At 60.9% G+C, this 19295-nt stretch carries 17 protein-coding genes and 1 riboswitch; of the genes, 12 read left to right on the top strand and 5 right to left on the bottom strand.

Translation table 11 applies throughout. The annotated features are described in order from the left end of the window. Nucleotides 1-40 precede the first annotated feature (40 nt). The 3 genes from PMI30_RS29250 to PMI30_RS29260 all read right to left on the bottom strand — a co-directional run bounded on the left by PMI30_RS29250 (nt 41) and on the right by PMI30_RS29260 (nt 2560). Nucleotides 41-856: an aldo/keto reductase gene (locus PMI30_RS29250; RefSeq protein ID WP_008004871.1), complete on the bottom strand. Its 816-nt coding sequence runs from the start codon at nt 854-856 to the stop codon at nt 41-43. Continuing rightward, nucleotides 853-2028: an NAD(P)/FAD-dependent oxidoreductase gene (locus PMI30_RS29255; RefSeq protein ID WP_008004869.1), complete on the bottom strand. Its 1176-nt coding sequence runs from the start codon at nt 2026-2028 to the stop codon at nt 853-855. The genes PMI30_RS29250 and PMI30_RS29255 overlap by 4 nt, the downstream gene beginning before the upstream one ends. Before the next feature lie 199 nt (nt 2029-2227). Beyond that, nucleotides 2228-2560 (bottom strand): DMT family transporter, encoded by a 333-nt coding sequence (locus tag PMI30_RS29260; protein ID WP_008004867.1) that lies wholly within the window; start codon nt 2558-2560, stop codon nt 2228-2230. 103 nt (nt 2561-2663) lie between these two features. Between PMI30_RS29260 and PMI30_RS29265 the strand changes: the two genes are divergently transcribed. Beyond that, nucleotides 2664-3554, top strand: a complete 891-nt coding sequence (locus tag PMI30_RS29265) for a LysR family transcriptional regulator (RefSeq protein WP_032834641.1) — start codon at nt 2664-2666, stop codon at nt 3552-3554. Between the two features lie 22 nt (nt 3555-3576). Further along, nucleotides 3577-4869: a lipid IV(A) 3-deoxy-D-manno-octulosonic acid transferase gene (gene waaA, locus PMI30_RS29270; RefSeq protein ID WP_008004863.1), complete on the top strand. Its 1293-nt coding sequence runs from the start codon at nt 3577-3579 to the stop codon at nt 4867-4869. A 188-nt stretch (nt 4870-5057) separates the two neighbouring features. Here waaA and PMI30_RS29275 read toward each other — a convergent pair whose 3' ends face one another. Then, on the bottom strand, nt 5058-6497 hold the full coding sequence (locus tag PMI30_RS29275) for a TolC family outer membrane protein (RefSeq protein ID WP_008004862.1): 1440 nt from the start codon (nt 6495-6497) through the stop codon (nt 5058-5060). A 192-nt stretch (nt 6498-6689) separates the two neighbouring features. After that, a riboswitch (TPP riboswitch) is annotated at nt 6690-6795 on the top strand. Between the two features lie 165 nt (nt 6796-6960). On the opposite strand from PMI30_RS29275, the gene thiC reads away from it, so the two are divergent. Continuing rightward, nucleotides 6961-8850, top strand: coding sequence for a phosphomethylpyrimidine synthase ThiC (gene thiC / locus PMI30_RS29280; RefSeq protein WP_007902586.1), 1890 nt, complete (start codon nt 6961-6963; stop codon nt 8848-8850). A gap of 200 nt (nt 8851-9050) precedes the next feature. Continuing rightward, nucleotides 9051-10343, top strand: coding sequence for a putative hydroxymethylpyrimidine transporter CytX (gene cytX / locus PMI30_RS29285; protein ID WP_008004859.1), 1293 nt, complete (start codon nt 9051-9053; stop codon nt 10341-10343). On the opposite strand, the gene PMI30_RS29290 is transcribed toward cytX, so the two are convergent. Continuing rightward, on the bottom strand, nt 10312-11058 hold the full coding sequence (locus tag PMI30_RS29290; RefSeq protein WP_008004857.1) for an RsiV family protein: 747 nt from the start codon (nt 11056-11058) through the stop codon (nt 10312-10314). The two genes, cytX and PMI30_RS29290, sit on opposite strands and share 32 nt — an antisense overlap. Before the next feature lie 228 nt (nt 11059-11286). Between PMI30_RS29290 and PMI30_RS29295 the strand changes: the two genes are divergently transcribed. The 8 genes from PMI30_RS29295 to parC all read left to right on the top strand — a co-directional run. Beyond that, the gene (locus tag PMI30_RS29295; RefSeq protein WP_008004855.1) at nt 11287-11904 is read left to right on the top strand and encodes an NUDIX domain-containing protein; all 618 of its coding nucleotides are present in this window, start codon (nt 11287-11289) and stop codon (nt 11902-11904) included. Beyond that, nucleotides 11895-12347: a DUF1249 domain-containing protein gene (locus PMI30_RS29300; protein ID WP_008004854.1), complete on the top strand. Its 453-nt coding sequence runs from the start codon at nt 11895-11897 to the stop codon at nt 12345-12347. The genes PMI30_RS29295 and PMI30_RS29300 overlap by 10 nt, the downstream gene beginning before the upstream one ends. A 111-nt stretch (nt 12348-12458) precedes the next feature. Beyond that, on the top strand, nt 12459-13274 hold the full coding sequence (cpdA, locus tag PMI30_RS29305) for a 3',5'-cyclic-AMP phosphodiesterase (RefSeq protein WP_008004852.1): 816 nt from the start codon (nt 12459-12461) through the stop codon (nt 13272-13274). A gap of 185 nt (nt 13275-13459) precedes the next feature. Continuing rightward, entirely contained in the window at nt 13460-14068 is a 609-nt protein-coding gene (locus PMI30_RS29310) for a YqiA/YcfP family alpha/beta fold hydrolase (RefSeq protein WP_008004850.1), read from the top strand. Nucleotides 14069-14137: 69 nt separating this feature from the next. Then, nucleotides 14138-16042 (top strand): DNA topoisomerase IV subunit B, encoded by a 1905-nt coding sequence (gene parE / locus PMI30_RS29315; RefSeq protein WP_007902595.1) that lies wholly within the window; start codon nt 14138-14140, stop codon nt 16040-16042. Continuing rightward, on the top strand, nt 16042-17031 hold the full coding sequence (locus PMI30_RS29320; protein ID WP_008004848.1) for an esterase-like activity of phytase family protein: 990 nt from the start codon (nt 16042-16044) through the stop codon (nt 17029-17031). Before parE ends, PMI30_RS29320 begins: the two co-directional genes overlap by 1 nt. Continuing rightward, nucleotides 17028-17549, top strand: coding sequence for a retropepsin-like aspartic protease family protein (locus PMI30_RS29325; RefSeq protein ID WP_007902598.1), 522 nt, complete (start codon nt 17028-17030; stop codon nt 17547-17549). The genes PMI30_RS29320 and PMI30_RS29325 overlap by 4 nt, the downstream gene beginning before the upstream one ends. A 10-nt stretch (nt 17550-17559) precedes the next feature. After that, nucleotides 17560-19295 (top strand): DNA topoisomerase IV subunit A (gene parC / locus PMI30_RS29330; RefSeq protein WP_008004846.1); only part of this gene is annotated, 1736 nt, incomplete at its 3' end.

Raw genomic sequence — 19295 nt, 5'->3', positions numbered from 1 at the left:
AGGGTCTGTTGACGTTTAGCGTCGCGGTCGTCACCAAACGTCAACAGACTCTACGAAGGACCTGGGCAACGGTCGCAACGTTGTGGGCGAGGTGCAGCGGATTGATGGTCCCGACAATAGCACTGGCCACACCCGGGTGTTCAAACAACAACTCGAAGCTGGCGCGCACCGGGTCCACGCCCGGGCTCAAGCAGACGTGGCCGCTGGCCAAGGCTTTTTTGACCAGGATCGCTTTGCCGTGAGCAGCAGCATAGTCAATGACCGGCTTCTCGTTCTGTTCGTTCAGATTGTAGGTGACCATCGCGCAATCACCTTGTTCCAGAGCCTTCAAGCCGCCTTCGACGGTTTTGCCGGAAAAACCGAAACCGCGAATCTTGCCTTCGCGCTTGAGCTCGGCGAGGGTTGCGTAGACCTCGGAGTCATTGAGGATCGCCAGGTCGTTGCCGTCGGAATGCACCAGCACCAGGTCGATAACATCCGTTTCCAGACGTTGCAGGCTGCGTTCCACCGACAGGCGCGTATGGGCGGCGCTGAAGTCGTGACTCGACTGGCCGTCGACAAACTCTTCGCCGACCTTGCTGACGATCACCCAGTCCTGACGTTGACCACGCAGCAATGGGCCAAGACGCTCTTCGCTGCGACCATAGGCCGGTGCGGTGTCGATCAGGTTGATGCCCAGGTCGCGCGCGAGTTTGAGCAGCATGCGCGCTTCGTCATCGCCGGGGATCTGGAAGCCGTTGGGGTATTTCACCCCTTGATCGCGGCCGAGTTTCACTGTGCCCAGGCCCAGAGGCGAAACCAGCAGGCCGGTGCTGCCCAAAGGGCGATGCAGATCGTGCAGGGTTGGTTGACTCATGGCAGCAGTTGCTCCCAGGCAGGGACGCCCATCGGCGGTTTTGGCAGTTCCGGCAGTGGCGCCGGATGGCTCGGCTGAATGCCGTCGCGTTGTAGGGCGGCGAGGACGCGGTCAGCGAAGTCCGGCGCCAGGGCCAGTTTGGTCGGCCAGCCCACCAGCAGACGATCCTGCTCGGCGAGGAAGGCATTGTCCGGGCGAGTCAGGCCCGATTGCAGCGGCTCGGCGCGGTCGACGCGCAAGGTCGCCCACTGCGCGGAGCTCAGGTCGATCCATGGCAACAGATTGCTGAGTTCTTTTTGCGCGGTGGCGATCTGCGCCGCAGGATCGCGGGCTACGCCTTCGGCTTCGGCGATGTCGCCTCCCAGGTACCAGACCCATTGGCCATCGGCCGCCGGGTGGGTGGTCACGGTGATGCGCGGCTTCGGCCCGCCGCCCAGGCAATGGGCGTAGAGCGGTTTGAGGCCCGGGCCCTTGACGATGATCATGTGCAGGGGGCGGCGCTGCATCGCTGGCTGGCTCAGGCCCAGCGCCGTGAGCAGGTCGGCGGTGCCGGCACCGGCACTGAGGACAATACGCTGGGCGCGGATCTCGCGTTCGTCGACTTTCAAACCGATCAGTTCGCCGTTTTCCAGCAGCGGTTCGATGTGCTGACCAGCAAGCAGACCGTCGCCGGCCAGCTCAGCCAAGCGATGGATCAGGCTCGGAACGTCAACCACCAGTTCCGCCAGGCGATAGACCTTGCCCTTGAAACGCTTGTCTTGCAGGGCTGGTGGTAGCTGCTCGCCCTTGACCTGATCGACCCGCCCGCGCACGGCTTTGCTGGCAAAGAAACTGGTGAGGTTGCCGGCGAGGGTGCCGGGGGACCAGAGGTAATGGGCTTCGGACAGCAGACGTACGCCGGACAGGTCCAGCTCGCCGTCGCCGGCCAGCGCTTCACGCCAGCGACGCGGCATGTCGGCAATGGCTTCCGAGGCGCCGGTCAGGGCGCCGTGCAACGCGTACTTGGCACCGCCGTGGATGATGCCCTGGGACTTCACGCTCTGCCCGCCACCGAGGCTGGCGCTTTCCACCAGCACGGTCGAAAAACCCTGACGGCGCAAACGCGCATTCAGCCAGAGGCCGGCGACACCAGCGCCGACAATCAGAACGTCGGTGGAAATAACGGATGGCATGCAGCGACCTCAGTGTTCAAGACGAGGGCGCAGTATACAGACTCGAAGAAAAGGGGATTGTTGGTTGATCAAGCGGATGGATGCAAAACCTGTGGGAGCGAGCCTGCTCGCGATGGGGCCGGCACATGCAACATAAGGGTTGAATGCAAGACCGCTATCGCGAGCAGGCTCGCTCCCACAATGGAAAGTGCTTAGGGCCTTAGTGCCCGGCGGTTTTGGAGAAAAGCTGGATGACTACGACACCTAATACGATGAGCGCCATCCCCAGCATCGCCGGCACATCCAGCTTCTGCCCGTAGATAAACAGCGCCGCGACGCTGACCATCACGATGCCCATGCCGGCCCACACCGCGTAGGCCACGCCCACCGGAACGCTGCGCACCACCAGGGTCAGCATCCAGAATGCAATGCCGTAACCAACGATGACCAGCAGCAGCGGCAGTGGCGTGCTGAAACCCTTGACCGCTTTCATCGAAACGGTGGCGATCACTTCGGCGCAGATGGCGATAGCCAGGTAGTAGTAAGCGGTCATGGGTCAATCCTCGTATGAAGTGTTGCTCTCTGAGGTCGGCATTCTAGAGATTCACCAGATGCGGTAAAGTCATTACCTATCTGTTCTGAAGATGGGTTGAGCCATGAACATGCAATGGAATCTGGAACAGCTGCGCTTGTTTGTCAGCGTCGCGGAACAGCGTTCGTTTTCCGCGGTGGCGCGGGATCAGCGCAAGGCACAGTCGGCGGTCAGCAGTTCGATTGCGCTGTTGGAAGAAGACTTGGGTGTCAGCCTGTTCGATCGCAGCAGTGGTCGTCAGCCGAAACTCACCGAAGCCGGCACCGCCCTGCTTGAGGAGGCGCGGGAAGTGCTGCGCCAATGCGAGCGCCTCAATGGCCGGGCACTGGCGATGATGCGCGGCCAGGAAGCGAGCCTGCGTGTGGCTCAGGATGAGGCAATGCCCTATCAAGCGGTGGTTGAAAGCTTCGAGGCCCTGGCCGAACAGTTTCCCAGCCTCGAAGTGCAGCTGACCAGCGCCGCCCAGGGTGATGTCGCGCGCAAATTGGTGGAACGCCGGGCTGATCTGGGCTTGCTGTTTTATCATGAGCAAATTCCCGAAGCCCTCGAGCGGCGGGTGCTGGGTAGCGTCGAAATGGTCACGGTGTGCGGCGTCGGGCATCCCATGGCGAAGCAGGCGCACGTCGATTGCCAGCAAATGGCGCAGCATCGACAGTTGCTGATGTCCACGCAATCCAGCGTCTATCCCGGCAGCGAGCCTGCCAGCCCGCAGGTCTGGCGCGCCGACAGTTTCTACGTGATGGCCGAATGGGTGATGCGCGGCCTTGGCTGGGCCTGGTTGCCCCGACATGTGGTGCAGTACCCGGCGTATCAGAATCAGATGGTCGAACTGGCCAGCGAATGGACGCCGCCGGCATTGATCGTGGAACTGGTCTGGCGCCGCGACGAGCCCCTCGGCCCGGCGGCCCGTTGGCTGGCGGAACGTTTTGCCGTGCACTTGCAGGCGATCGGCTAAAAAACCGATAAACTCCGCCGCCATGAATAGAACTCTCTACACCGCGCTGTTTTACCTGGGGCTGCCATTGGTAGCGATTCGGCTTTGGCTGCGGGCGCGTAAGGCGCCGGCGTATGCCAAGCGCATTGGCGAGCGTTTCTCCCTCGCGCTGCCGGCGATGAAACCGGACGGCCTCTGGGTGCACGCGGTGTCGGTGGGCGAAAGCATCGCCGCCGCGCCGATGATTCGTGCCTTGTTGCAACAGTATCCGACGCTGCCGATCACCGTCACCTGCATGACCCCGACCGGGTCCGAGCGGATCCAGGCGCTGTTCGCCAACGAGCCGCGCATTCAGCACTGCTATCTGCCTTACGACTTGCCTTGCGCAGCCAAGCGATTCCTTGATCGGGCCCGGCCGAAACTGGCGGTAATCATGGAAACCGAGCTCTGGCCCAACCATATTCACCAATGTGCCAAGCGCGGGATTCCCGTGGCGTTGGCCAATGCGCGACTGTCCGAGCGTTCGGCCAAAGGCTATGGCCGCTTCCATAAACTGACCGCGCCGATGCTCGCCGAGATGAGCCTGTTCGCGGTGCAGACCGAAGCCGAGGCACAGCGTTTCCGGGATTTGGGCGCGCGCCCGGAAACCGTCGAAGTGACCGGTTCGATCAAGTTCGACCTGACCATCGACCCGCAACTGCTGCAACGTGCCGCCGAATTGCGTGCGCAGTGGCAGGCACAGGAGCGCCCGGTGTGGATCGCCGCGAGTACCCATGAAGGTGAAGACGAAGTGGTGCTGGCCGCCCATCGTCGGCTGTTGGCCAATCATCCTGATGCGCTGCTGATTCTGGTGCCACGTCATCCGGAGCGTTTCAACCCAGTGTTCGAGTTGTGCCGGCAGCAGGGTTTCGCCACGGTGCGGCGTTCGGCGGGCGAGCCGGTTACCGCAGGCACTTCGGTGCTGTTGGGCGACACCATGGGCGAGTTGCTGTTTCTCTATGCGTTGGCCGACAGCGCGTTCGTCGGTGGCAGCCTGGTGCCCAACGGCGGCCATAATCTGCTGGAACCAGCAGCCCTGGCCAAACCGGTGCTCAGCGGGCCGCACCTGTTCAACTTCCTCGAAATCGCCGCGCAGCTGCGCAGCGCCGGGGCGTTGGCCGAGGTCGATGATGCCGAAGGTCTGGCGCTGGCGGTGCAGCGGTTGTTCGAATTGCCGAGCGATGCGCAGCGGATGGCAGAGGCGGGGCTGAAAGTGATGCGCACCAATCAGGGCGCGTTGCAGCGGTTGCTGGATGGGTTGGGCAGGTTGATCGACAAGTCCTTAATTTGTCACTGACCGATTGTGGTGAGGGGGCTTGCTGTGGCGAGGGGGCTTGCCCCCGTTCGGCTGCGAAGCAGTCGTAAAACCGGCAAACCTGGTTTGCCTGACACACCTGGGTGGTTTTGGTATTTTCAGGGCCGCTTCGCGCCCCAGCGGGGGCAAGCCCCCTCGCCACAGGCCGCCCCTTCACCACCGGTTTGCTTTTATTGAGCGGGATTAGCCCGTAACTGCTCCGCCGCAGCCTTGGCCAGATCCGGCGGCAGGAAGTCCTTGTCCGGGTTGTAGTCGGCTTTGAGATAGCGCGTCAGGTCCTGCAAATCCCCAGGGTTCAAGGTGCCGGCAGCCTGTTTCAAGCGCAGGTTGTCGAGGATGTAATCGTAGCGGGTGTTGTTGTAGTTGCGCACCGACGTGTACAGCTGACGCTGGGCATCAAGTACATCGACGATGTTGCGCGTCCCTACCTGATAACCGATTTCGGTCGCTTCCACCGCGCTCTGGTTGGAGATGATCGACTGCCGGCGGGCCTGCACCTGCTCGACGTCGGTGTTCACGGCGCGGTGCAGATTGCGGGTGTTTTCCACGACCTGACGACGCAGGGCTTCGCGTTGCTGCTCGGACTGAGTCAGCCGCGAATAGGACTCACGCACCTGGGAGCTGGTGAGCCCACCGCTGTAGAGCGGGATGCTCAACTGCAGGCCGACAGTGCGCTGCTCGACATCGCCGCCGTAACGCACGCCGGTTGCGCTCGGGTTTTCAAAGCCGAGGGCGTCGTTGTCACCTTTCTTGTATTGAGCGACCGCATCCAGGGTTGGCGCATGCCCGGCCTTGCGCTGCTTGAGGGTTTCCTCGGCGGCGCTCACCGCGTAGTTGCTGGCCAGCAAATTCAGGTTCTGCTTGGCGGCGGTGTCGACCCAGGCTTTGGCATCGTTCGGTGCCGGCGGCAGGATTGGCAAGGTGTGGACGATGCCCTGAATGGAGTTGTACTGGCGGTTGGTCAGGGTGATCAGCGCTTCGAACGCGTCATCTACCTGGCGCTGGGCGAGAATCCGGTTGGCTCGTGCCGTGTCGTAACTGGCTTGGGATTGCAACACGTCGGTCTTGTCCGACAGGCCGACATCGAAGCGCTCTTTGGACTGGTCGAGCTGACGCTTGAACGCTGCTTCTTCGGCCTTGGTCGAGGCCAGGGTGTCCTGGCTGCGCAGCACGTTGAAGTAGCTTTCGGCACTTTGCAGAATCAGGTTCTGTTCGGTGGCCGAGAGTTGCAAGGCTGCCTGTTCGTTGACGTCCTTGGCGGCCTGCAACTGGAACCAGCGATCGGCGCGGAAAATCGGTTGCGCCAGGGTCGCCTGATACACCGTGCCGCTGCGGGTCGAGGTCACCGATGGCTGGTCGAGCGAGGTGCGGGTGTTGTTCAGGTCAGCACCGGCAGACAGGTTGGGTAACAGGCCGGCGCGAGCCTGGGGTACGACTTCCTTCTGGGCGCCATATTGGGCGCGGGCGGCGGCGAGGTCGGCGTTGTTGTCCACTGCTTCCTGGTAGACGCTGACCAGGTCAGTCCTGGTCGATAAGGGCGCTTCTGCTGCCCAGGCCATTCCATTGGACGCACAAGACACGGCAAGGGCCAGTGAGAGTTTGCGCAGCATTAGGCCATCCCTAAAAATTACACTGATAATTTGAGCGCCAAGGCTACGGCGCGGCGCCCTGCAGCGTCAAGGCGCGGCAGGGCGTAGCGAGTGTAGTTGCACGCAGGCACGGCAACAATCCTGCAATTGCGCCATTCATCACGGTGTTTGCTACGGTGTTGGCGTTCTTTGCCGGTTGTGTCTAGACTGGCCGGGTTCTTGTCGGGGTGCCTTGCTATGAGGCTGAGATCGAATAATTTCGGATCCCGTTGAACCTGATCAGGTTAGCGCCTGCGTAGGGAACAAGATTTCTCGTCACCCGGCGAGTCCTCTTGTGCTTCGTCCGGGATGTTGTTCGACAATCGAACACCCCTCGAGCACTGAGCACAGCACTGCTGGTTTCCCCAGCGCCCGTGCGTCCATTCGTTTACAGGTTCGCTCCGACAAAAATCCACTGCCTGGATGTGTGTCTGGAGAGCCCGTGATGACTACAAAATCAAAAATCGCAACCAACCTGAGTGACTCGGCCAAGGTCGATCAGCAATCGGTTCAGCCGTTTACCCGCTCGCAAAAAATCTATGTCCAGGGCACTCGCCCCGACATCCTCGTGCCGATGCGCGAAATCAGCCTGGACGTGACCCCGACCGACTTCGGCGGTGAAATCAACGCGCCGGTGGTGGTGTATGACACCTCGGGCCCGTACACCGACCCCAACGTCATCATCGACGTGCGCAAAGGCCTGGCCGATGTGCGTTCACCGTGGATCGAGTCCCGTGGCGACACCGAGCGTCTGCCGGGTTTGAGCTCCAACTTTGGCCAGGAACGCCTGGCCGATGCGGAATTGACCAAACTGCGTTTCGCCCACGTCAACAATCCGCGCCGGGCCAAGGCCGGGGCCAACGTCAGCCAGATGCACTACGCCCGTAAAGGCATCATCACCGCCGAGATGGAATACGTCGCCATCCGCGAAAACATGAAGCTGGAAGTGGCCCGTGCCGCAGGCTTGCTGGACCAGCAACACGCCGGTCACAGCTTCGGCGCCAGCGTGCCGAAAATCATTACTCCGGAATTCGTTCGTGAAGAGATCGCCCGTGGTCGCGCGATCATTCCGGCCAACATCAACCACACCGAACTGGAACCGATGATCATCGGCCGTAACTTCCTGGTGAAGATCAACGGCAATATCGGCAACAGCGCCTTGGGTTCGTCCATCGAAGAAGAAGTGGCGAAACTGACCTGGGGCATTCGCTGGGGTTCGGACACGGTCATGGACTTGTCCACTGGCAAGCACATTCACGAAACCCGCGAGTGGATCATCCGTAACTCGCCGGTGCCGATCGGTACCGTGCCGATCTACCAGGCCCTGGAAAAAGTCGGCGGCGCCGCTGAAGACCTGACTTGGGAGCTGTTCCGCGACACGCTGATCGAACAGGCCGAGCAGGGCGTCGACTATTTCACCATCCACGCCGGCGTATTGCTGCGCTATGTGCCGCTGACCGCCAAACGCGTGACCGGCATCGTTTCCCGTGGCGGTTCGATCATGGCCAAGTGGTGTCTGGCGCACCACAAGGAAAACTTCCTCTACACCCATTTCGAAGACATCTGCGAAATCATGAAGGCCTACGACGTCAGCTTCTCGCTGGGCGATGGCCTGCGTCCGGGCTCGATTGCCGACGCCAACGACGCGGCACAATTCGGTGAGCTGGAAACCCTCGGCGAGCTGACCAAGATCGCCTGGAAGCACGACGTGCAGTGCATGATCGAAGGCCCGGGCCACGTGCCGATGCAGTTGATCAAAGAGAACATGGACAAGCAGCTGGAATGCTGCGACGAGGCGCCGTTCTACACCCTCGGCCCGCTGACCACCGACATCGCCCCAGGCTACGACCACATCACTTCGGGTATCGGTGCGGCGATGATCGGCTGGTTCGGTTGCGCGATGCTTTGCTACGTGACACCGAAGGAACACTTGGGCCTGCCGAACAAGGATGACGTGAAGACCGGGATCATCACCTACAAGATCGCCGCTCACGCCGCCGACCTTGCGAAGGGGCATCCGGGCGCGCAGATTCGCGACAATGCCTTGAGCAAGGCGCGTTTCGAGTTCCGTTGGGAAGACCAGTTCAACCTGGGCCTGGACCCGGATACCGCGCGTTCGTACCACGACGAAACCCTGCCGAAGGATTCGGCCAAGGTCGCGCACTTCTGCTCCATGTGCGGGCCGAAATTCTGCTCGATGAAGATCACTCAGGAAGTCCGTGAATACGCGGCCAACCAGCGGATCGAAACCGTCGATGCCGAAGTTGCCCAGGGATTGGCGGATCAGGCCGAGCGGTTCAAGCAGGAAGGTAGTCAGTTGTACAAGAAGGTTTGATCCCGTACTGATAACCCTGTGGCGAGGGGGCTTGCCCCCGTTCGGCCGCGAAGCGGTCGTAAATCCGGCGAAGAGTTCTGACAGATAGAACTCGGTTGTCTGTTTTGGGGCTGCTGCGCAGCCCAACGGGGGCAAGCCCCCTCGCCACAAGGGATCGGGCTGATCAACACAACAACAAATGTCCCTCTGAGATAACACCCTTGAGCATTCAACCCAGCACTTACTCCCCGGATACCGCGGTGCCGATCGACAAACGTGTGTTCGGCGGCCGCGATCTGTTTTCCCTGTGGTTCTCCCTTGGCATCGGCCTGATGGTATTGCAGACCGGCGCTTTGCTCGCGCCGGGTCTGGGCCTGTCCGGCTCGTTGCTGGCGATTTTTCTCGGCACGCTGGTCGGCGTTCTGTTGCTGGCCGCTGTCGGTGTGATCGGCAGCGACACCGGCCTGTCGTCGATGGCGGCACTCAAACTCAGCCTGGGCCGTCATGGCGCGAGCCTTCCGGCGGTGTTGAACCTGTTGCAACTGATCGGTTGGGGTTCGTTCGAAATCATCGTGATGCGCGACGCTGCCAGCCTGCTCGGCGCCCGCGCATTCAGCGAAGGTAGCCTGCTGTCGAATCCGCTGCTTTGGACAGTTTTCTTCGGTGGTTTGGCGACTTTGCTGGCCGTCAGCGGGCCACTGACCTTCGTGCGCAAGATCCTGCGCAAGTGGGGCATCTGGCTGCTGCTGGCCGCGTGCATCTGGCTGACCTGGAACCTGTTCGCCAAAGCCGACCTTGCGGCGTTGTGGGCGCAGGCCGGTGATGGTTCGATGCCGTTTGCCGTGGGCTTCGACATTGCGATCGCCATGCCGCTGTCCTGGCTGCCACTGATTGCCGATTATTCGCGGTTCGGCAAGCGTGCGAAGAATGTCTTCGGCGGTACGGCGCTGGGCTTCTTTATCGGCAACTTCTGGCTGATGAGCCTGGGTGTGGCCTACACCCTGGCGTTCGCGCCGAGCGGTGAAGTGAATGCCTTGCTGCTGGCGTTGGCCGGTGCAGGTTTGGGGATTCCATTGCTGCTGATTCTGCTGGACGAATCGGAAAATGCCTTTGCCGATATTCACTCGGCGGCGGTGTCCAGCGGGATTCTGTTGCGCTTGAAAGTCGAGCATCTGGCCTTGGCCATCGGCGTCATCTGCACGCTGATTGCCTGCCTGGCGCCGTTGGCCCAGTACCAGAACTTTCTGCTGTTGATCGGTTCGGTGTTTGCGCCGCTGTTCGGCGTGGTGCTGGTGGATCACTTCATCCTGCGCAAGCGCAGTGGCAAGGTGGCGTCAGCCGCATTGCGCTGGCCGGCCTTGCTCGCTTGGTTAGGTGGGGTGAGCACCTATCATTTGCTGGCCAATCTGTATCCGGACATCGGCGCAACCCTGCCGTCGCTGGTACTGGCAGGGCTGCTGCAACTGCTGCTCGGTCGAGCCTTCAGCTACGGCCGGGAAACAGCTCAGGCTTGAGAATGCCGTTCAGGCGCGGGTAGGGGATCTTCAGTTCGACGTGGCCCAGTGCGTAAGGCGCAAGCGTGCTCACTTCGTACTTGAGGATCACCCCGCCGTAGGTCAGCGCCACATTCTGGGTTTTCACGAAGGGCCAGCTCTTCACGAACTCCGGCTCCTGATCGAGTTTGGTGCTGATCAGCCAGCTGTTGTGCGCCACTTGGGCGGCTTTCCAGAACGCTTCTTCCTGCCCCGGAATCAACATATCCGACAGGGTCAGCACTTTATGCTGTTGACGTGAATAGTTGATGAAACCGCGGCCCGGCGTCCCATGGGCACCGCCGGTGTCCAGGTAGCTGGACAATTCAACGATCACCAAGCCGTCATGCTGCTCACGTACCTTGGCTTGCAGGTAGCTGCTGTAGCGCGGGCCGGCACTGCTCAAAAACTGATCGCGATACGCCGCCAGCGTCGGCGCTACCGGGGCGTCGGGTGAGGTACGGGTCATTTGCAGCAGGCGTTTTTCGATGATGCCGTCAAGCGCAGGCTCATCCGGGAAACGCAGCGTATCGATGTTCACCAATGGGCAGTCAGGGGTCGTGCAGCCTGGTTTCAACTGTTCCGATGCGTCGCGGGTGGTTTCCAGCGGCGCCCGGTAATTGGGCTGGAACAGACTCTGGCACGCACCCAGGGTCAGGGCGATGGCGGCCACGGAGGCAATCTTGAAAAGCGACATGGGCGTCCTTTACGAAACAGGGGAAGGCGAAAAGTTACCCGCTTCGACTCTCAACGAAGCAGTCAGTTCGCCACTAAGCTAATTAGAGTTGGTTTCACCCTCACCGTCTATCCCGCTGACTGGAAAGGGGCTGCATCAAACATCGCGGGCGCGTTAGGATGGCGCGAAGTTGAGGTTGCAAGTAACAAAAAGGAGCCTCGTAACGGATTTGCAGTAAAGAGGATTGTCATGACTGATTTTGCCAACGCCCTTCCGACCGCCGTTGAGATCGTTCGGCGCGAAAAGTGCTACGAAGGCTTCTACAAGCTTGACCGCGTGCACTTGCGTCACGAATTGTTCGCCGGTGGCATGAGTCGCGAGATCAATCGTGAAGTGTTTGTTCGCCACGATGCGGTGTGCGTGCTGCCGTACGATCCGCAACGCGATGAAGTGGTGCTGATCGAGCAGTTTCGCGTCGGCGCCATGGGCAAGACCGACAACCCGTGGCTGATCGAACTGGTCGCCGGTCTGATCGACAAGGATGAAGTACCGGAAGAAGTTGCTCACCGCGAAGCGCAGGAGGAAGCTGGGCTTGTATTCGGGGCGCTCTGGCCGATGACCAAATATTTTCCATCGCCGGGCGGCAGTAACGAGTTTGTGCATTTGTACCTGGGGCGTTGCGAGACAACCGGGGTTGGCGGCCTGCATGGGCTGGAGGAAGAGGCAGAAGATATTCGTGTCACGGTCTGGGCGTTCGAAGATGCCCTGCAAGCCGTACGCGACGGACGTATTGCCAACGCGGCAAGCATCATCGCCTTGCAATGGCTGGCTTTGAACCGCGTTGAAGTGAGGGGGTTATGGTCGTAAACAAGCTGCGCGATCGCTATCGGATCGACCTCGTGGGGCTGCAAGCCTCCTGCGAGGCCAACTACGCGCGCCTGATGCGACTGCTACCGGACATGCGTAACGAGCCGCAGGCGCGGCGCATTGCCGTGACCCACGGCGACCAGATGCTGGGTGTGCTGGCCCTCGAAGTGCTTCAGGTTTGTCCGTATACCACGACGCTGCAAGTACGCCAGGAACACAGCCTGCCGTGGCTGCCGGTGCCGCAGCTTGAAGTTCAGGTCTATCACGACGCGTGCATGGCCGAAGTGGTCAGCGCCGAACATGCACGACGCTTCCGGGGCATCTATCCTTACCCGAACGCCGCGATGCATCAGCCGGACGAAAAGGCTCAGCTCAATCTGTTCCTGGGGGAATGGCTGAGTCATTGCCTGGCTTGCGGTCACGAGTACGCCGTTGTGCGCTAAGAGCCCTGTGTAGTTGTGAACTGCGTCCGGTTCACAGGTTTCCTCTTTTGATTGTCCCCCAGCATAATTGCGGCATTCATCAATCCCGTGATCACGCCCTGGGAGAACGCCTTGCCGAGCGTATCCACATTAACCACCGCCGATCCGGCGTTGCTGGTGCAACTCTCCGACAGCCATCTGTTTGCCGAGGCGGACGGGACGTTGCTGGGCATGAATACCCGCGACAGCCTGCAACAGGTCATTGAGCTGGTATTGAAGCAGCAGCCGCAGATCGATCTGATGATTGCCAGTGGTGACCTGTCTCAGGACGGGACGCTGGAGTCGTATCACCTGTTTCGTGACCTGACCCGACAAATCGATGCACCAGCGCGATGGATTCCCGGTAATCATGACGAGCCGCAGATCATGGCCGTGGCGGCGGTGCAGAGTGCGCTGCTGGAGCCGGTGGTGGATATCGGCAACTGGCGGGTCACGTTGCTCGATTCTGCGGTGCCGGGGTCGGTGCCGGGGTATTTGCAGGATGAGCAATTGCAGTTACTCGCTCGCTCGTTGAGTGAGGCACCGCAGCGACATCATCTGGTGTGTTTCCATCATCATCCGGTATCGATCGGGTGTGCATGGATGGAGCCCATTGGCTTGCGCAATCCAGAGGCATTGTTTGCGGTGCTGGATCGCTTTCCACAGGTGCGTGCGGTGTTGTGGGGGCATGTGCATCAGGAAATTGACCAGGTGCGCAACGGTGTGCGCCTGATCGCATCGCCCTCGACCTGTATTCAGTTCGAGCCGGGCAGTGATGATTTCAAGGTGAGCGAGCAGGCGCCGGGGTATCGATGGTTGCGGTTGTTGCCGGATGGCCAGCTCGAAACAGGCGTTGAGCGCGTCACCGGTTTCGACTTTCAGATTGATTACGGCTCCAACGGCTACTGAACACTCAGAAAGACCGCGGCGCGGCCATCGCGAGCAGGCTCGCTCCCACATTGGAATGCATACCCCTGTGGGAGCGGGCTTGCCCGCGATGGTGTTCGCTCAGGCGACATGATTTCCACGCATATCCCCGATTTTCCCGACACCCTGTAAACTGCGCCTCTTTACCCGACGCACAGGGAGCTCAAATGTCTGGTTCGATCCTTTATATCCACGGTTTCAACAGCGCGCCGGCGTCGAAAAAGGCCTGTCAGTTGATTAATGTGATGGACCGGCTGGGCTTGAGCGACCAATTGCGTGTGCCGGCCTTGCATCACCATCCCCGCGAGGCCATTGCTCAGCTGGAGCAGGCGATTGCCGAGCTGGGGCGGCCACTGCTGGTCGGCAGCTCACTCGGCGGCTACTATGCGACTCACTTGGCCGAGCGCCATGGCTTGAAAGCCCTGCTGATCAATCCTGCCGTCAGCCCGCACCGGATGTTCGACGGGTTCCTGGGGACGCAGAAAAATCTGTATACAGATGAGACCTGGGAATTGACCCGCGACCACGTGACGGCCCTGGCCGAGCTGGAAGTGCCGGCGCCCCAAGATCCGCAGCGGTTTCAAGTGTGGTTGCAGACTGGCGATGAAACGCTGGATTATCGCCTCGCCCAGCAGTATTACCGGGCCTGTGCCTTGCGCATCCAGGCTGGCGGCGACCATAGTTTCCAGGGTTTTGCCGAGCAATTGCCGGCAATGCTGAGTTTCGCCGGCATCGGCGCAGATTTGTATCAGGCGATTGATTTCACTGCACTGTGATTTGTCGCCTCTTGTTCACAGAATACTTTTTTTCACAGAACACTTTTTACAGGCGGACGACGAGACCCCATGGCCACTCCCAGCGCTAGCTCTTATAACGCAGACGCCATCGAAGTCCTCTCGGGCCTCGACCCGGTGCGCAAACGCCCCGGCATGTACACCGACACCAGTCGGCCGAACCACCTCGCCCAGGAAGTCATCGACAACAGCGTCGACGAAGCCTTGGCCGGGCATGCGACATCGGTGCAGGTCATCCTGCACGCCGATCACTCCCTGGAAGTCAGCGATGACGGCCGTGGCATGCCGGTGGACATTCACCCGGAAGAAGGTGTGTCGGGTGTCGAGCTGATCCTCACCAAGCTTCATGCGGGCGGCAAGTTTTCCAACAAGAACTACCAGTTCTCCGGCGGTCTGCACGGGGTGGGTATTTCCGTGGTCAACGCCTTGTCGACCGAAGTCCGGGTGCGCGTAAAGCGTGACGGCAACGAATACCAGATGACTTTCGCAGACGGTTACAAGAAAACCGAGCTGGAAGTGATCGGCACCGTCGGCAAGCGCAACACCGGCACCAGCGTGTTCTTCGCGCCGGACCCGAAGTATTTCGATTCACCGAAATTCTCCATCAGCCGCCTCAAGCACGTGCTCAAGGCCAAGGCCGTTCTGTGCCCGGGGCTGTTGGTCAGTTTTGAAGACAAGGCCACCGGCGAGAAAGTCGAATGGCATTACGAAGACGGCCTGCGCTCCTACCTCGTGGACGCGGTCAGCGAGTTCGAACGCCTGCCGGATGAGCCGTTCTGCGGCAGCCTGGCCGGTAACAAAGAAGCGGTCGATTGGGCGTTGCTGTGGTTGCCCGAGGGCGGCGACAGCGTTCAGGAAAGCTACGTCAACCTGATCCCGACAGCCCAGGGCGGTACGCACGTCAACGGTCTGCGTCAGGGCCTGCTCGATGCGATGCGCGAGTTCTGCGAGTTCCGCAGCCTGTTGCCGCGCGGTGTGAAGCTGGCGCCGGAAGACGTCTGGGAGCGCATCGCGTTCGTCCTGTCGATGAAAATGCAGGAACCGCAATTCTCCGGCCAGACCAAGGAGCGCCTGTCATCCCGTGAAGCGGCTGCTTTCGTTTCCGGTGTGGTCAAGGACGCCTTCAGCCTGTGGCTCAACGCTCACCCGGAAACCGGCATGCTGCTGGCGGAACTGGCGATCAACAACGCCGGCCGTCGTCTGAAGGCCAGCAAGAAGGTTGAGCGTAAACGCATTACCCAAGGTCCGGCACTGCCGGGCAAACTCGCCGACTGCGCCGGGCAGGACCCGATGCGTTCCGAGCTGTTCCTGGTGGAAGGTGATTCCGCCGGCGGTTCGGCCAAACAGGCGCGGGACAAAGAGTTTCAGGCGATCCTGCCGTTGCGCGGCAAGATTCTGAATACCTGGGAAGTCGACGGCAGCGAAGTGCTGGCCAGCCAGGAAGTGCACAACATCGCCGTGGCCATCGGTGTCGATCCGGGCTCGGCGGACATCGCCCAGCTGCGTTACGGCAAGATCTGCATTCTCGCCGACGCCGACTCCGACGGTCTGCACATTGCCACGTTGCTCTGCGCCTTGTTTGTCCAGCATTTCCGCCCGCTGGTGGATGCCGGTCACGTCTACGTCGCCATGCCGCCGCTGTACCGTATCGACCTGGGCAAAGAAATTTACTATGCCCTGGACGAGGCCGAGCGCGATGGCATTCTCGATCGTCTGGTGGCCGAGAAGAAACGCGGCAAACCACAGGTCACCCGATTCAAAGGTCTGGGTGAAATGAACCCGCCGCAGCTGCGCGAAACCACCATGGACCCGAACACGCGGCGTCTGGTGCAGTTGACGCTGGAAGATTTCGACGCGACCTCGGAAATGATGGACATGTTGCTGGCGAAAAAACGCGCTGGCGATCGCAAGTCCTGGCTGGAGTCCAAGGGCAACCTGGCCGAGGTTCTGGGCTGATGCGATTTGGCTGGGCCCTGGCGTGTGCGTTGCTGCTGACCTCGGTAACGGTTTCGGCGGAGCCTGCACCCGAGCTGCGCTTGTTATCCGAGCATGCCGTCGACGGCATGCGCGGCGGCAATCTGTCGGGGCTGGCCCAGTGCGGCAAGGATCTGTGGACTGTTTCGGACCGTGACGATGATCAAATCTATCGCCTCGACACCCGCAACAACACCTGGCAAGCCGAAACCGTGCGCATCGACGTACCCCTGGTGCCCGACAGCGGTTTGCCCTGGGGCTTGCGTTCGCGGACCTGGGCGGCGTCGTTCGTGCGGGGCGGGGACCTGGATTTCGAAGGCATTACCTGCGACAGCGCCGGCAATCGTTACATCGTCAGCGAAGCGCACGCCGCGGTGTTGCAAGTTCCGCCAATCGGGCCTGCGTCCTGGCTGAAAATCTCGCCGATGCTGGTACGCGAAGCACGGGCCAGCGGTATGTTGCTGCACTTCAATGCATTGTTTGAAGGGCTGGCGATCAATCCGGCCGGTGACACGCTGTGGCTGGCCGCCGAACGTGAGCGCCGCGGTTTGCTGCTGATCAAGCGCCAGCAAACGGTCTGGGACTGCGAGGGTGGTTGTGTGCTGCTGAGTGAAGCCGGAGTGGAGATGCAACCAGCACAGTTTCCCAAGGCCCGCGCGCGCTCCCGGGATTTTGCCGATCTGTCATTGTTCGACGGCAAGCTGTTTACCCTTGAGCGCAATGTCTTTCAGATTTGCCGCCGTGATGCAGTGACAGCCAAGGTCGAGCGCTGCTGGTCGTTTGCCACCGAGGCCTTGCAGGAAAACCGTCGTTATGCACAGGCCTATGGGCTGGCGGAGGCGTTGATCGTGGACGCCGACGGCGCCTGGATCGGCATCGACAACAATAACGGTGCGCGAGCCGATGGCGAGGTACGCCCGATTGTCTGGCGCTTTGCCGCGCCTGAAGGCGGCTGGAGTGCCAAGCCATGAGTCAGCAACCGCCGGGCAAGCGCGCCGGTCGGGTGTTGATGGTGCTGGCCTGGTGCGCCGCGCTGTTTCTGGCGACGCGGTTCTTCGGTCAGTGGGAGGAGCGTCAACAGAATCCCAACACCGTCGTCAGCTCTGAGCAGGGCCAAGGTTTTATCGAAGTGAAGCTGATCGGCAACAGCCAGGGGCATTTTGTTGCTACCGGCCAGATCAACGGCCAGCCCGTGGAGTTCATGCTCGATACCGGTGCGACCGATGTGTCGATCCCGGCCGAAATGGCCGAGCGGCTGAAACTGGAAAAAGGCTTTGGGGTGACCCTGAGCACGGCCAATGGCTTGAGCGAGGGCTATCGAACCCGCCTCGACCGGCTGCAATTGGGCGATATCGTGCTGCGTGACGTTCGCGCGCTGGTGGCGCCCGGTTTGCACGGCAATCAGGTGCTGCTCGGTATGAGCGCACTGAACAAACTTGAATTTACCCAGCGCGGTGGCACCATGCTGCTGCGCCAGACAACGAACTGATGAGGCCCGCATGAGCGACTCCCTTGATCTCAGCCTGGACGGTGTAGAACGCCGGTCACTGGCTGACTTCACCGAAAATGCCTACCTCAACTACTCCATGTACGTGATCATGGACCGTGCCCTGCCGCATATCGGCGACGGCCTGAAACCGGTACAGCGGCGCATCATCTATGCGATGAGCGAGTTGGGGCTGGACGCCGATTCCAAGCACAAGAAATCGGCGCGTACCGTCGGTGACGTACTCGGTAAGTTCCACCCGCACGGCGACTCGGCGTGTTATGAAGCCATGGTCCTGATGGCCCAGCCATTCAGCTACCGCTATACGCTGGTCGACGGCCAGGGTAACTGGGGTGCGCCGGACGATCCGAAGTCCTTCGCCGCCATGCGTTACACCGAAGCGCGGCTGTCGCGCTATTCCGAAGTGCTGCTCAGCGAACTGGGCCAGGGCACTGCGGATTGGGGCCCGAACTTCGACGGCACGCTGGAAGAGCCTTTGGTGTTGCCGGCCCGTTTGCCGAACATCCTGCTCAACGGCACCACCGGCATCGCCGTGGGCATGGCCACCGACGTACCGCCGCATAACCTGCGCGAAGTCGCGACCGCTTGCGTGCGTTTGCTGGACGAGCCGAAAGCCACGGTCGAGCAGCTCTGCGAACACATCCAGGGCCCGGATTACCCGACCGAAGCGGAAATCATCACGCCGCGCGCCGACCTGCTGAAAATCTACGAAACCGGCAAGGGCTCGGTGCGCATGCGCGCCGTGTACCACATCGAAGACGGCGACATCATCGTCACCGCGCTGCCGCACCAGGTGTCTGGCGCCAAGGTGCTGGAACAGATCGCGGCCATGATGCAGGCCAAACCGTCGAAAGCCCCGCAGATCGCTGACTTGCGAGACGAATCCGACCACGAAAACCCGTGCCGGATCGTGATTATCCCGGGCGCACGCAAAAACTTTGACCACGATGCATTGATGACCCACCTGTTCGCCAGCACCGAGCTGGAGTCGAGCTACCGGGTCAACATCAACATCATCGGTCTGGACGGCAAGCCGCAGCTGAAAAACCTGCGTGCGCTGTTGGTCGAGTGGCTGGAATTCCGGGTGCAGACTGTGCGTCGTCGTCTGCAATTCCGCCTGGACAAGGTTGAGCGTCGTCTGCACCTGTTGGACGGTTTGTTGATCGCTTACCTCAATCTGGATGAAGTGATTCACATCATCCGCACCGAGGAACACCCGAAAGCCGCACTGATCGAGCGTTTCGCCCTGAGCGAAATCCAGGCCGATTACATCCTCGACACCCGTTTGCGTCAGTTGGCGCGACTGGAAGAAATGAAGCTGCGTGCCGAGCAGGATGAACTGCTCAAGGAACAAGCCAAGCTGCAAGCCCTGCTGGGCAGCGAAGCCAAGCTGAAAAAGCTGGTACGCACCGAGCTGATCAAGGACGCCGAAACGTATGGCGACGACCGTCGCTCGCCAATCGTCGAGCGTGCAGAAGCCAAGGCCTTGACCGAGCACGATCTGCTGCCGAACGAGAAAGTGACCGTAGTTCTGTCGGAAAAAGGCTGGGTTCGCTCTGCCAAGGGGCACGAAATCGACGCCACCGGGCTTTCCTACAAGGCCGGGGATGGTTTCAAGGCCTTGGCGCCCGGTCGCTCCAACCAGTTTGCAGTGTTTATCGACTCCACTGGTCGCAGCTATTCGGTGGCTGCACACACGCTGCCATCGGCTCCCGGCCAGGGCGAGCC

Source organism: Pseudomonas sp. GM50, assembly GCF_000282375.1.
In the GTDB taxonomy this organism is placed as follows: Bacteria; Pseudomonadota; Gammaproteobacteria; order Pseudomonadales; family Pseudomonadaceae; genus Aquipseudomonas.
Note: the sequence above shows the minus strand (reverse complement) of the source record. Positions and strands in the feature narration are given on the sequence as shown.